Genomic DNA, 13,764 nt, shown 5'->3' on the forward strand with positions numbered 1-13,764 from the left:
GCCTCGTCCTACTGATACCCCTTCGGGAACGGGTTCGGCTCGATCAGTTCGGGGCTCTCGTAGACCACGTCGAACTGGCCGCTCGGCAGGGCCTTGGCGACGCGGGTCTTGGCCCAGAGGTGATGGTTCTCGTGGATCTTCACGGAGCCCTCCGGCGCATCCTTCATCTCGATACCGGGTGAGGCGGCGATCACCTTGTCGACCTCGAAGGTGCCGGCCTTCTCGACCGCCATCTTCCACAGGAGCGGGCTGAGATAGGCCGCCTGGGTCACGTCGCCGATGACGGTCTTGTCGCCCCAGCGCTTCTTGAAGGCGGCGACGAAAGCCTCGTTGGCCGGGTTCTTCAGTGACTGGAAGTACTTCATGCAGGAATAGGCGTCGGCGATGTTCTCGCCGCCGATGCCGTCGACGTCGTCCTCGGTGACGGAGACCGTGACCAGAGTCTGCTTCTTGAGGTCGATGCCGGCGGCCTTGATCTGCTTGTAGAACGCCACGTTCGAGCCGCCGACGATGGTGGCGAAGATCACGTCCGGCTTCTTGAGCTTGATCTTGTTGATGACCGAATTGAACTGCGTGTGGCCGAGGGGGAAGTATTCTTCGCCGACGATGGTGCCCTTGGTCACATTGGTGATGTGCCTGGTGGCGATCTTGTTGGTGGTGCGCGGCCAGATATAGTCCGAACCGACCATGAAGAAGGATTTAGCGCCCTTCTCCTTCGTTACCCAATCGAGGGCGGCGAGCGTCTGCTGGGTTGCCTCCTGGCCGGTGTAGATGACGTTCTTGGATTGCTCCAGGCCCTCGTAATAGGTCGGGTAGTACAGGAGCCCGTTATACTGCTCGAAGACCGGCAGCACGGCCTTGCGCGAGGCCGAGGTCACGCAGCCGAACACCGCCGCGCAATGGTCGTTGACGACGAGCTTGCGCGCCTTCTCGGCGAAGGTCGGCCAATCGGAGGCGCCGTCCTCTTGGATCACCTTGACCTGGCGGCCGAGGATGCCGCCGCTCGCATTGATCTGTTCGATGGCAAGCCTCTCGCCCTGGGTCGCCCCGGTCTCGGACATCGCCATGGTGCCGCTGATCGAGTGCAGGATGCCGACGGTCACCTCCTTGTCGGTGACGGCGAGCGCGCCCGCGCCGGCCTGCGCGAGCGCGCGTCCGGGCAGGGCACTCAGCAGCGGGGAGGCGGCCAGGCCGAGGAGAAGCCGGCGGCGGAGATGGAAGTGGGCGTCGTTTCGGTCACGCGAGCGCATGTCTCTTCGAAATCCTTCGAACGTCATCCAGCCGATCGGCCCGAATGAAGGCCATGAGGCCGCCAGACGAGGCCGATGCCCCTGCTCGTATTTCTTCTCAGGAAACCGGTGGGCATCAAGGGGAATTGCTGGGCGGCCTGCCCATATTTCTCGCGATGTGCCGCCCGACTGGTCGTTTCGGGATGATCTCTACTTCCGGCGCCGGCCGGGCACGCATCCGCTCAAGACCTCGAACACGATCCGGAACACCGCATCCATGCCCGCCGACAGCGCACCGCCGTCCGGCGCGAGCAGGCGCAGGCCGAGGCCCGCGCCGTTGGGCAGCGGGCTCACGCCGGTCAGACAGCCGACTGCGTCGGCCGCCTGCCTCAGGCGGAGGCCGGCCAGGCGCGCGTCGTCGGGGGCACCGAGGACGACCATCGTGCCGTAAGCGCGGTGAAGTCCCATCGGCGAGTCCGGTGCCGTGAACGCCAGCCCGTCGATGCGGCTGCGCTCCCGCACCAGGGTGCGTCCCTCAGGGGTACGGATCGTCAGCCCGAGGTCGAGCCGGTCGAACGGCCGGCCCTCGCCCGCGGGGTCGTGACAGGCGACGCTCTCGGTGACGATGGCGCGGGCGCCGGGGTCGGCGGTGATCTCGGTGGAGACGGCGAGATGCGCTTCCGGAAACAGGATGAGCGGATCGGGATTGAGCGCGAGGAAGGCATCCGGGGCGATGGTGAGCCGCGTCTCCTGGCGCGAGGGTTCGGGCCCGCCGCGATGCACGACCGTGCCGGCCTGGGTCGTGACATGCGCCCGCGCGCCGGGTCTTGCCTCGATCGCCAGGGTGAGGTGGTCGGCGGCGTAGAGGCCGCCCGAGGCCGATTGCAGGTAGAGCGTCGCGAGGTCGGGGCTCTCCGGATGCATCCGGAAGGCGCGGGTGATGTGGAACGGGTAGGGCACGACCTGCCGCGACAGCACGGTGGTGCCCCCGCCGCGAGCGAAGACGAGGGAGGCTTGCACGCGGCGCCCGACCGGTGCGGAGGCCGCCTCGGCCGGGGCGGGTTTTTTGGGAAGATCGTCCAGCGACAGGGCCATCAGGACGCGAACAGCACGGCGCGGCAGATCGCGTCGGCCACCGCCTCCACACCCTCGCCGGAACGGGCGTTGGTGGCGGCAACAGGCTTGTCGCCCCGCACCCGTGCGGCCTCGGCCAGCATGCCGGGCAGATCGACGCCGACATGGGGCGCGAGATCGGTCTTGTTGATGACGAGGAGGTCGCAGCGCAGCACGCCGGGGCCGCGCTTTCGCGGAATGTCGTCGCCGCCCGCCACGTCGATCACGAAGATCCACCAATCGACCAGATCGAGGGAGAAGGTCGAGGCGAGGTTGTCGCCCCCCGATTCGAAGATCAGGAGCTGGAGCCCCGGAAACTTCGCCTCGAGATCGTCGCCCGCGGCGATGTTGAGCGTCGGATCCTCGCGGATGACGGTGTGGGGGCAGGCGCCGGCCTCCACCGCCTCGACCCGAGCCGGATCGATCAGCCCGGAGCGGCGCAGGCGCTCGGCATCCTCCTTGGTGACGAGGTCGTTGGTGACGACGGCGAGATCGACGCCGCGGGCCTGGAGCGCCGGGATCAGCTGCTCGATCAGCGCGGTCTTGCCGGAGCCGACCGGCCCGCCGATGCCGATGCGAGCGGCGGTGACGGGCTCGGAGAGGGTGGGGGAGGGGAGAGCGGACACGGTCATCGCAGCATGTAGCGTTGGGTGAGCGGCAGGACGGTCGCGGGCTCGCAGGTGGCGAGTTCCCCATCGACGAAGACCTCGAAGGTCTGCGGATCGACCCGGATGTTCGGGCAGGTGTCGTTCCACAGCATGTCGGCCTTGGTGAGCCGGCGGGTGCCGCGGGCCGGCAGCAGGCTCTTTCGCAGGCCCAGGCTCTCGCGAAGGCCGCCTTCGATGGCGAGCGGGTGGACGAAGCAGGCGGACAGGCCCTGCTTGGCGAGCCCGAAGGCGCCCCATTGCGGGCGCATCAGCATCGGCTCGCAGGTCATCAGCGAGGCCGCGGAATCGCCCATGGCGCCCCAGGCGATGAAGCCGCCCTTGATCACGAGTTCCGGCTTGATGCCGAAGAAGGCCGGGCGCCAGATCACGATGTCGGCCATCTTGCCGGGCTCCAGCGAGCCGATATGTGCGTCGATGCCGAAGGTGCGCGCGGCATTGATGGTGTATTTCGCGATGTAGCGCTTGATCCGGGCGTTGTCGCCGAAGCCCGGCCGCTCCTCTGGAAGGATTCCGCGCTGGTCCTTCATCTTGGAGGCGAGTTGCCATGTCCGGCAGATCACCTCGTGGATGCGGCCCATGCCCTGGCTGTCGGAGCCGAGCATCGAGATCGCGCCGATATCGTGCAGCACGTCCTCGGCCGCGATGGTCTGTGCGCGGATGCGGCTCTCGGCGAAGGCCACATCCTCGGGCAGCGCCGGGTTGAGATGATGGCACACCATCGTCATGTCGAGGTGCTCGTCGAACGTGTTGACCGTGTAGGGATTGGTCGGGTTCGTCGAGGAGGGCAGGCAGTGGGGCAGCCCCGCCACGCGGATGATGTCCGGCGCGTGCCCGCCGCCCGCACCCTCCGTGTGGTACATGTGGATGGTGCGTCCGCCGATCGCCGCCAGCGTGTCTTCCACGAAGCCGGATTCGTTGAGCGTGTCGGTGTGGAGCTGGACTTGGAAGTCGTACTCGTCGGCAAAGCCGAGGCAGGCATCGATCGCCGCCGGCATCGCCCCCCAATCCTCGTGGATCTTCAGGCCGAGCACGCCGGTCTCGAGCTGTTCCTTCAAGGCCGCCGGCTTGTGGGTGTTGCCCCGGCCCAGAAACCCGAAATTGACCGGCCAGGCTTCCGCCGCCTGGAGCATCTTACCGGTGTTGAACGGCCCACCGGAATCGATGCCCACCGTGATCGGCCCGAGCGAGCCGCCGAGCAGCGTGGTGATGCCCGAGGCGATGGCGTGCTCGGGCAGGCCCGCGGAATCGAAATGGACGTGGACGTCGATGGCGCCGGGCGTCGCGATCAGCCCCTCGCAGTCGCGCACCGTGGTGCCGGCCGACACGATCAGGCGCGGATCGACGCCGTCCATGATCGCCGGGTTGCCGGCCTTGCCTAAGCCCACGATGCGCCCGTCCTTGATGCCGAGATCGCCCTTCACGATGCCCAGCACCGGATCGATCACGAGGACGTTGCAGAGCAGGAAATCGAGGGCGCCCTGCGCCGCCGTGATGCCCGGCGCCATGCCGATTCCGTCGCGCAGCGTCTTGCCGCCGCCGTGCAGGCACTCGTCGCCATAGACCGCATGGTCGTGCTCGACGACGGCCACGAGGGAGGTATCGGCGAGCCGCACGCCGTCGCCGGTGGTGGGGCCGTAGAGGGCGGCGTAGTCGCGCCTTGGGATCGTCACCATCTCGCGTCTCTCCCTCAGGCGCCCTTGAAGCCACCGGCCCTGGCGCGCGCCAGCGCCGCGGCGCGGGCGGCATCAGAGTCGAGCTTGCCCTGCGTCAGGTTGTTGAGGCCGGTGAGTTCGCGCGCTCCACCGAACCCGACGAGCGTCACGCTCTTGCGCTGGCCCGGCTCGAACCGCACCGCCGTGCCCGCCGGGATGTCGAGGCGGAAGCCCAGCGCCTTCGCCCGGTCGAAGTCGAGCGCCCGGTTGACCTCGAAGAAGTGGTAGTGCGAGCCGATCTGCACCGGCCGGTCGCCGGTGTTGACGACATCGAGGCTCACCCGCGGGCGCCCGGCGGCCAGTTCGATCTCGCCCTCCGCCGGCAGGATCGCGCCGGGCTCCAGCGTGTCGGGCTCCGCGCCTTCCGCCGGCCGGATCGGCTCGTGCACGGTGACGAGCTTGGTGCCGTCGGGGAAGACGCACTCGACCTGCAGGATCGGCATCATGGAGGCGACGCCGGGCATCACGTCGCCGGTGGTCATGATGGTCGAGCCCCAGCCGATCAGGTCGGCGACGGAACGCCCGTCGCGTGCGCCTTCCAGGATCTCGTCGGTGATGATCGCCACCGCTTCCGGGTAGTTGAGCTTGAGCCCCCGTGCCCGCCGTTTGCGGGCGAGTTCGGCGGCAGTGAAGATCGTGAGCCGTTCGAGTTCGGTCGGCGTCAGCAGCATCGGCGCGGCTCCTTCAATTCGCGAACAGGCGGAGTTCGGCCTGGGCTTGGCGCATGGCGGCGATCTCGATCAGGGGGGTGAAGCCGGTGAGTTCGATGGCGCCCGCCGGCTCCGGCATGGGGCGCTCCAGCAGTTCGGCGATCAGCGGCAGCGCGCCGCCCAAAACCCGCTGCGCCTCGATCGCCCCGATGGCACCGAGCCGCACGGCCGCCGAGGTGAGCCCGCTGGCGAAGAGATAGCCGGAGACGGACGCCGCCGTGCGCTCGTCGAGGCCGAGAGCCGGCCACAAAGCGCCCTGGACCGTGGGAAGGTGCCCTAGCAGCCGGCCCGCCCGTACGGCCGCGCGGAGCTCGGCGGCGCCCGGCGTGCCGAGGCGGGTATGCGAGGCCAGCAGCGAGGCGCCGTTGCGGCGGCTGCCGACCCGCATCGGCTCGGCCAGCGAGGCGGCCTCGACCGCCGCGTCGATGGCCGCGAGGTGCTTGATCGAGCCGCCGGCGCGGTGGGCGAGGATCAGCGCGACCCGGTCGGTCTCGGCCCAGCGGAAGCGCAGGGCCGCCGCCACGGTGCGGGCGAGCGCCGCCTCGTCGAAGGCCGGGTTTTCGGCGACCAAACCTTCGAGGCCGTTGGAAAAGGCGAAGCTACCGCTCGGGAAGGCGGTGTCGGCCTGCTGGAGCGCGGTGAGGGCGGCGAGCAAGGTCTCAGGCCCCCTCGGTCGCCGCATCGATGGAGTGGACGACGCGCCCCTCCGCCACCAGGGCGCCGAGACGCACGAGGTAATCCTCGGCCGGCCCTTCCAGCGCGACGAGGATCGCCGCGCCGTCGAAGCGGACCCGCCAGTGGAGGTTGCCGGCATGGTAGCCGAGTTCGAGCGCGTCGGCGGCGCTCGCTGGCATCAGCCGCAGCCAGCTTTCGGCCCCGACGCGGGCGACGAGAGCGTGATGGTCTTCGAGGACGAGCACGGCCCCGTCGAACAGGACCTGATCCCGCGGCAGGGCGAGCGCGATTTCCTCGCCGGCCATCGTCGTCGCCCGCAGGCGGCGCCGGGCCACGTCGGCGCTCGGCACCCGCAGGATGTCCACCGCGCCGTGATGTTCGAGGTGATGCAGGCGCTCGGCCAGACCAGCCTCCGACCGGCTGCCCAGAACGCGTTGGATCACACGCATACGCCGCGACTCCGATACACACGCCGCTCCGCCCCTTGCTGAGACGGAGCTGTCCTCGGGGGGCCGAAACCGCGCGGCGGTTTCTGGCAGCTCCCAGGAGCTTAAGCGAAGATCAGGCCGGAATCGAGCATACTGAGAATTAAATTTTCTCAGAAAGAAAACAATGAGCGGTTTGGCGGGACCTCAGCGCGATGCAACCAAAGGGTTCGCGTCGCGGCTGCGACCCGGAACGACCACGACCCGGCGGATCTCGCCGCGCAGATAGGCCTGTAGGAACCGGTCGTAATCCTTGAACGAGATGCATCCGTTCGAGGCGCCGTTGGGCCCGAGCAGGTAAGTGTGGGTGAGCAGGCCGACGCGGCCGTGGATCGCCTCGCTGCCGCCGACGGGCGTGAGGCGCAGCGCCCGCACGCCGTGGAACGGCGCCTCACGCTCGGTCAGGTCATAGGTGCCGGGCGGGGTGGCGCCGCGCATCTTGAGATGGACGTAGCGCGGATCGTCCATGCTCTCGCCGAGCCCGGAATGCGCTTCCAGCCGTTCGCCGCTCGGCAGGACCACGCTCTGGGCGCTGATGTCGTAAACCGCGGTGCCGCCTTCGCCGAGGGGCGGCGCGGCGGGCAGGGGCGTGGTCAGGACCCGGCGGGCCGCCGACTCGGCGGCGCCGTTCTCCAGGGCCGCGTAGGCGAGGGCGGGAGCCGGCGCCGCAGGTTTCTCGACGCCGAGCAGCTTCTCGAAGAAGGTGCGGGTGTCCTCGACCTGGGCTGGCGCCACCGCGGCCGTGGACCGGCGCGCGACCATCCGCTCGGCCCGGCGCAGGGCGTCCGCCGCTCCGAGGCGCGTCAGCTCGGCCGGGCGGCGCACGGGCAGGGGCACCACCTGCGCGAGGGCCGTCGCCGGTGCTGCATCGGGAAGCCAGAACAGGGAAGCCGTGCCGAACCGCGCCTCGGCGGCAGCGGGCAACGGCTGGGGCATCCACTCGGCCAAGGTTTCCGCAAGCGGTTCGGCCAACGGTTCGGTCAAGGCTTCGGCCGGTGCCTCCGCGGCGGACGGTGCGGCCTCCGGCGCTTGGTCCACGATCTCGGCCACCGTCACTTCGGGGGCGCCCGGCACCGGGTCGTCCGCGAAAGGCATCGCAGCCCCTTGAAGCGGCGGCAGATCGACGGGTCCGAACGGCGCGGAGGAGGCCAGGATCAGGGCCGCGCTCAGATAGGCGGTCGAGGGGAGGGCCCACGAGAGAAGAGGATGTGCCATGCGCCGCCCGAGTTCCCGTCCGGGGGCGGCCTCCGCCCCGGTCCTGGACCGCCCCGCCGACGCATGCGCCCTGCGAAGCGCATCCCTCGGCCGGTCAATGTCCCGTTAACCAAGTGCGTCGTCGCACTCGGCGATTCTGGGGCGAGATCATGGTCGGGCGGGGGTAAAACCGGAGCGGACTTTGGGCCGGACGCCTAACGACCGGACGATGCAGTGGGGCGAGCCTGCCGTGGATTCGGCGCCGAATTACGGACCCCAGCGCTGCACTCATTTCTGCGATTCGAGAGAGCCTCGAATGTGTTCGAAAGACTCGTCGATCGCGCTCAAGGCGTGGCGACGCCTCCCCAGCGGATGTCGCAGTTCCATAGGCTCAGCGCACCAGCACGTCCTTGGGCTGTTCCGGGAAGTGCGGCTGACGGTTGCAGGTGACGCTTGAAACCCAATTCGAATCCGTGAAGGTGATGATGCCACCCGTCACCGCCTTGCCCGAATAGGGATCGTTGACCGCCCACTCTTTCAGTCGCTCGACGAGGGGCAAGGGTTTGCAGGTCAGCGTCACCGATTCCCCCATCGACTTGTCGATGTCGCCGTAGAACTTCGCGGGATTGCCGAAGACCGGTGATTTCTTGGCCAGATTCGCCCACAGAGCCCAGTCGCTGTCCTGGCCCGGATCGTGCGGCCGCGTTCGAGGATCGGTGCCCGATCCATGTCGCCATAGGCCGTGCCCTCGGTCAGCTGAACACCTCGGCGCTGTTCATCCTCGTGCGCACGGCACAGTCGGAGAAGGTGCTCGCGGAGATGTCACGGTTCCGGGGGCGCGTCATCCGCTCCTCGCTCTCGCCGGAGCAGGAGGGCCGCCTGCAGGCCGCCCTATCGGAGCCTGACGTGTCGATGCCCGGAAGCGCGGGTGCGTCGGATGTCGGCGCCACGCCGCATCCCGGGGGCTCCGGCAACGCCGACGGTTCTTGATCGCGGCGCTCGCAACGAGCGGCCGTGGCCGCCGATCCTGCAGGCCGATGAAGGCTGCCGGTCCGTCGCGGGCGGACATTCGGCGGGCCATTTCTCGAAGGCTCGTGGGCCGTCGCATCCGGCCGTAGGCGGCCCGGCCGGGATCAGACTGAAGGCGGCTTTCCACGCGGTCGACAGCCGAGGCGCCGTGACCTGAACAAAACGGGGTCCGGCCTCACTTTCGCCTCCGCCGGACCGCCATGGTGGCACACTGCGTCGAGCCCAAGCCTGTCCGAACGATGAACCCCGCCCCGATGAGCGAGCAAGAGGCTGCGCGCCTTCGCGCCTTGGACCGCTATCGGTTGCTCGACACGCCGCGCGAGCAGGATTTCGACGAGATCGCGGAGGCTGCCGCCGAGCTGTGCGAGGCGCCGATCGCGGTGGTGAACCTCGTCGGCGACGGGCGGCAGTTCTTCAAGGCGGAGGTCGGTCTCGGTGTGCGCGAGACGCCGCTCGAAACCTCCTTCTGCCGGCAGGCCATCTTGCACGGCGACTTCCTCTACGTGCCCGACACCGCGTGCGATCCGCGCTTCGAAGGCAACCCGCTCGTCGGCGGCGATCCCGGACTGCGCTTCTACGCCGGCGCCCTGCTGAGAACCGACGAGGGGCAGCCGATCGGGACCGTCTGCGTCCTCGATACCCGGCCGCGCGAACTCTCGGAGCGGCAGCGCCGCGGCCTGATGCGGCTCGCCCGCCAAGCCATGGCGCAGATGGAACTGCGCCGCTCGCTGCGTGAACAGGCGGAGCAGCGCCTGCTGCACGAGCGCATCCTCGACAGCGCCACCGACTACGCGATCATGGCCATGGACCCCCAGGGTCGCGTCACGCGCTGGAACACCGGCGCCGAGCGCATCCTTGGCTGGACCGAGGCCGAGATGCTGGGCCGGACGGTCGATGCGTTCTTCACGCCGGAGGATCGGGCGGCCGGCCGGCCCGCGGTCGAGAAGCGTCTCGCCGCAGAGGCCGGCAGCGCCCCGGACGAGCGCTGGCACATGCGCAAGGACGGAACCCGCTTCTGGTCCTCGGGCGAAATGATGCCGTTGACGGCCGAGGACGGCGGGCTCATCGGCTTCCTCAAGATTCTGCGCGACCGCACCGGGCAGCGCGCCTCGGAGGCGGCGCTGCAGGCGAGCGAGTTGCGCTACCGCTCCCTCGTCGAGGTCAGCCCTCAGGTGGTGTGGTTCGGCGACGAGGCCGGCAACATCACCTACTGCAACGCTTACTGGTACGATTACACGGGGCTGCCCCCCGGTGAGACCGGCGAGGCGAGCTGGATGGGGGTGATCCACCCCGATCACCGCGAGCGCGTTCGCGACACGTGGCTCGCGGCGGCGCGGAGCAAGGGCCCTTACGAGATCGAGTTCCCCATCCGTCGCGCTGACGGGCCGTATCGCTGGTTCCTGTCGCGGGCGCAGCCCGTGCGCGACGAGTCGGGTCACCTCAGGAGCTGGATCGGGACCACCCTCGACATCCACGAGCGCAAGGTGGCCGAGGAGCGCTTCGCAGCACTCACCGAACTGGCACCGGCCATCATCTGGTTCGGGAATCCGGACGGCAGCCTCAGTTACCTCAACGACCGCTGGTACGCCTATTCCGGCCAGACGCCGGAACAGGCGCTGCCCTTCGGCTGGGGCGAGGCGATCCACCCCGACGACCTGGCCGGTCTGCTCGCGGTCTGGGAGGCGGCCCGCGCCCGCGAGACCGTCTACGACACCGAGGCGCGGCTGCGCCGCCGCGACGGGACCTACCGCTGGTTCCTGATCCGTGCCGAGCCGCGCCGGGATGCGAGCGGCGCGGTGGTCGGCTGGCTCGGCAGCAACAGCGACATACACGACCGTCGGCAGGCGGACGAGGATCTGCGCCGGGCGCGGGAGCAGTTGCATCTCGCCGTCGAGGCGACCGGAACCGGCATCTTCGACTACGACCTCGTCACGGACACGCTGGAATGGGATGCGCGCACCCGCACGCTGTTCGGCCTGGGACCGGAAGCGCCGGTCGGCTACGATGTGTTCCTCGCCGGTCTGCATCCGGACGACCGGGCCTGGGTCGATGGGGCGGTCGGGGCCGCACTCGATCCGGCCGGCAGCGGCACCTACGACATCGCCTACCGGACCATCGGGCTGGAGGACGGCGTCGAGCGCTGGGTCGCCGCCACGGGACAGGCCTTCGTCGTCGGCGGCCGCACCGTGCGCTTCATCGGCACCGTGCGCGACGTCACGCAGAGCCGGCAGGCCGAGCAGATCCTGCGCGAGACCGAGGAGCGTTACCGCCTCGCGGCGCGCGCCACCAAAGACGCGATCTGGGATTGGAACCTCGCGACGAACCAAGTGCTCTGGAACGAGGCGCTCACGGTCGCCTACGGCCATCCGCCGGAGGCGGTCGATCCGACCGGCGATTGGTGGATCGCGCAGATCCATCCCGACGACCGGGCGCGGATCGACGCGTCCATCCACGCCGTCATCGACGGGACCGGCACCGCCTGGAGCGACGAGTACCGCTTCCTGCGCGCGAACGGCAGCTATGCCGACATCCTCGACCGGGGCTACGTCATCCGTGACGGGCACGGGACGGCGGTGCGGATGATCGGGGCGATGTTCGACATCAGCGAGCGCAAGCGGGCCGAGGAGCACCAGCGCCTGCTCACGGGCGAGTTGCAGCACCGGGTCAAGAACACGCTCACCCTCGTCCAGGCGATCGCCAGCCAGACCTTCCGCAACGCCCCGGATCTCGATGCCGCCCGTGAGGCCTTCGCCGCGCGCCTGATCTCGCTCGGCCGCGCCCACGACATCCTGACCCGGTCGAGCTGGACCGAGGCGCCCATCGCGGAGGTCGTGGAGGGGGCTCTGGCGGTCCATCGCGGTGCTGCCACGGCGCGCATCCGCGCGACCGGGCCGGGCGTGCTTCTCGGCGCCAAGGCAGCGCTCTCGCTCGCGCTGGCCCTGCACGAGCTTGCGACCAACGCGACCAAGTACGGCGCCCTCGCCAACGAGGCGGGATGTGTCGAACTGCGCTGGCACGTGGTGCACGAGGGTGAGGCGCCCCGCTTCTGCCTGACATGGTCCGAGCAGGGCGGTCCGCCGATCCTGAGCCAGCCCTCGCGCCGCGGCTTCGGCTCGCGCCTGATCGAGCGCAGCTTCGCCGCCGAGGTCGGCGGAGAGGTCAAGCTCACCTACGCGCCGACCGGCCTCGTCTGCCGCCTGGAAGCCCCCCTCGCATCGATGCAGGAGCCGCGCGACGAGGTCGCCGCCTGAGGGGCCATGCGGCGCAAAGTCCGGTCCCGAGAATCAAGCGAGCCGACCGGAGGCGCCGTCGAGCCACGGGGTTGAGGGCGGTGCCCCCCCTGAGCCTGCCCATATGCCCGTTCCACGGCAAGCCTCCGGGATCTGCGCGGGGCGTGCATGGGTGTAAAATGGCGCAGCTTGTGCATACTGGACCGCTGCGATCCCGTGTCGATCCGAGGCTTGAGCACCGGCTCGCACGATGTCGCCGCTCCTGACACGCCGGCTCGCATCGGCCGGTGCCTTTCGGGGCGAACACCTCTTGCAGGCGTTGCCAGCTATCCGGCTGCCGTGGAGTCGTTGGAGATCCGGGTCATTGCGCCGAGCGGTTCTATCACGTCGGCAACGACCGTCTCGGGGTCGGCGCCGAACCCGCAGGCCACGATCTCGCCACCGGCTGTGGCGGCCGTGATCCTCACCGATCCGCCGCGGGCAGCCGGCATCGCTCGACATTCCGTAACGGGAAGCACCTCTTCGATGAGACATACCGCCCTCCTCGCCGCGTTCCTCGCTCTTGCCGCACCGGCTTCGGCCCACGACCTCTGGCTCGACCCGGCGGGCAACGGCGTGCAGATCCTCTACGGGCATCCCCACGAGCCGGAACTGCCGAGTGCCGGCAAGCTGATGAGCCTGACCGCCTACGAGCCTTCGGGCGCGGTGGCCCTGAACGCCAAGCTGCAGACCGGCCCCACGTCCACGCTCAAAGCCGCGCATCAGGGTGACGCGCTGTACGCCGCAGCCTACGACAACGGCTACTGGGTCCGCCTGCCCGACGGCAGCTACCGCAACGCCAGCAAACGGATGCTGCCGCAAGCCGACAAGAGCCTGTGGTCGGTGAAGTTCGCCAAGGCTGTCTCCGGCCCGACGGCCCCGTGGGACAAGGTCATCGGCCAGCCGCTTGAGATCGTCCCGCTGGAGGAGCCGGCCGCGGCCTCGGGCCGGATCAAGGTACGGGTGCTGTTCGAGGGCCGTCCGCTCGGAGGCGCCAGCGTGGTCGCCACCGACGGCGTGAACTTCAAGAGCGAGGCGGATCAGACCCGCGCCACGACGGATGCGCAGGGCGTGGCGGTGGTGCCGCTGCGCAGTGCCGGCCCGCAGGTGCTCGGTGTGGCGCACCGCGTGAACCCTTCGCAGACGCCGACGCTGGCCGATGCGGACAGCTACGGCGCCACGCTCGCCTTCACGGTCACCGACCCGAAGACCAACTGAGCGCAAGGGGCGGCAATCGGTGGCGCCGGCTTCGATGGCCCGCGTCACCGGGAAAGGGCTGGGCCGCGGTGCCCGCCGGTACCGTATCGTCTTCGACAAGACATGAAGCAGGGGCGCACCGGTTTCCCGGTGCGCCCCTTTTTTCGTCGCGGTTCTGCGGCGCTTGCGATCGGCGATGTGCGCAAACCGAAGAGCTTCCGTCGATGCCTCATAAATTTATGTAGTTATCAGTATTTATCTATATTCGCCTGGTTCCGAAATTGTTGGCGCGGGATGACTTCGATCCGATCGGGCCCGGCGGCCCAGGCTTCGCAGACGGTCTCGTACGGTGTGTGCTCCTGCAGAGAGTTTGGCCCATAGCGCTTCCCTCCACGCAGGTGGGGAGACCGCACCATCACACCCGTGACCAGACATTTGGCGAAGGACCGTCCTTGCATACCAGCAAGGGCTCACCATCTTCAG

General features: G+C 69.2%; 11 protein-coding genes and 2 pseudogenes. 3 read left to right on the forward strand and 10 right to left on the reverse strand.

The window, feature by feature from the left end:
• Positions 1-8: 8 nt before the first annotated feature.
• The 9 genes and pseudogenes from urtA to J2W78_RS22865 all read right to left on the reverse strand — a co-directional run.
• Positions 9-1,250: an urea ABC transporter substrate-binding protein gene (gene urtA, locus J2W78_RS22825; protein ID WP_253373852.1), complete on the reverse strand. Its 1,242-nt coding sequence runs from the start codon at positions 1,248-1,250 to the stop codon at positions 9-11.
• 189 nt (positions 1,251-1,439) lie between these two features.
• A complete protein-coding gene (locus tag J2W78_RS22830) occupies positions 1,440-2,324 on the reverse strand; it encodes an urease accessory protein UreD (RefSeq protein ID WP_253373853.1) in 885 nt (294 codons plus the stop codon).
• Positions 2,324-2,974: an urease accessory protein UreG gene (ureG, locus tag J2W78_RS22835; RefSeq protein WP_253373854.1), complete on the reverse strand. Its 651-nt coding sequence runs from the start codon at positions 2,972-2,974 to the stop codon at positions 2,324-2,326. The genes J2W78_RS22830 and ureG overlap by 1 nt, the downstream gene beginning before the upstream one ends.
• The gene (gene ureC, locus J2W78_RS22840; RefSeq protein WP_253373855.1) at positions 2,971-4,683 is read right to left on the reverse strand and encodes an urease subunit alpha; all 1,713 of its coding nucleotides are present in this window, start codon (positions 4,681-4,683) and stop codon (positions 2,971-2,973) included. The genes ureG and ureC overlap by 4 nt, the downstream gene beginning before the upstream one ends.
• 14 nt (positions 4,684-4,697) lie before the next feature.
• Positions 4,698-5,393 (reverse strand): urease subunit beta, encoded by a 696-nt coding sequence (locus J2W78_RS22845; protein ID WP_253373856.1) that lies wholly within the window; start codon positions 5,391-5,393, stop codon positions 4,698-4,700.
• Between the two features lie 13 nt (positions 5,394-5,406).
• Positions 5,407-6,087, reverse strand: a complete 681-nt coding sequence (locus tag J2W78_RS22850) for an urease accessory protein UreF (protein WP_253373857.1) — start codon at positions 6,085-6,087, stop codon at positions 5,407-5,409.
• 4 nt (positions 6,088-6,091) lie between these two features.
• Entirely contained in the window at positions 6,092-6,556 is a 465-nt protein-coding gene (gene ureE / locus J2W78_RS22855) for an urease accessory protein UreE (protein WP_253373858.1), read from the reverse strand.
• A gap of 183 nt (positions 6,557-6,739) precedes the next feature.
• Entirely contained in the window at positions 6,740-7,807 is a 1,068-nt protein-coding gene (locus J2W78_RS22860) for a DUF2778 domain-containing protein (RefSeq protein WP_253373859.1), read from the reverse strand.
• A 376-nt stretch (positions 7,808-8,183) separates the two neighbouring features.
• Positions 8,184-8,542, reverse strand: a pseudogene (locus J2W78_RS22865) (oleate hydratase); the annotation flags it as partial.
• Positions 8,543-8,545: 3 nt separating this feature from the next.
• Here J2W78_RS22865 and J2W78_RS22870 point away from each other — a divergent pair.
• A pseudogene (locus J2W78_RS22870) lies at positions 8,546-8,776 on the forward strand (DUF1269 domain-containing protein); the annotation flags it as partial.
• A 293-nt stretch (positions 8,777-9,069) separates the two neighbouring features.
• The gene (locus J2W78_RS22875; RefSeq protein WP_253373860.1) at positions 9,070-12,066 is read left to right on the forward strand and encodes a PAS domain-containing protein; all 2,997 of its coding nucleotides are present in this window, start codon (positions 9,070-9,072) and stop codon (positions 12,064-12,066) included.
• Positions 12,067-12,371: 305 nt separating this feature from the next.
• Here the strand turns inward: J2W78_RS22875 and J2W78_RS22880 are convergent, their stop codons facing one another.
• Entirely contained in the window at positions 12,372-12,536 is a 165-nt protein-coding gene (locus tag J2W78_RS22880) for a hypothetical protein (RefSeq protein WP_253373861.1), read from the reverse strand.
• A 34-nt stretch (positions 12,537-12,570) separates the two neighbouring features.
• Here J2W78_RS22880 and J2W78_RS22885 point away from each other — a divergent pair, with 34 nt between their 5' ends.
• On the forward strand, positions 12,571-13,302 hold the full coding sequence (locus tag J2W78_RS22885) for a DUF4198 domain-containing protein (RefSeq protein ID WP_253373862.1): 732 nt from the start codon (positions 12,571-12,573) through the stop codon (positions 13,300-13,302).
• Positions 13,303-13,764 lie beyond the last annotated feature (462 nt).

The sequence above is a fragment of the Methylorubrum extorquens genome (genome assembly GCF_024169925.1).
GTDB classification, from domain to species: domain Bacteria; phylum Pseudomonadota; class Alphaproteobacteria; order Rhizobiales; family Beijerinckiaceae; genus Methylobacterium; species Methylobacterium extorquens_A.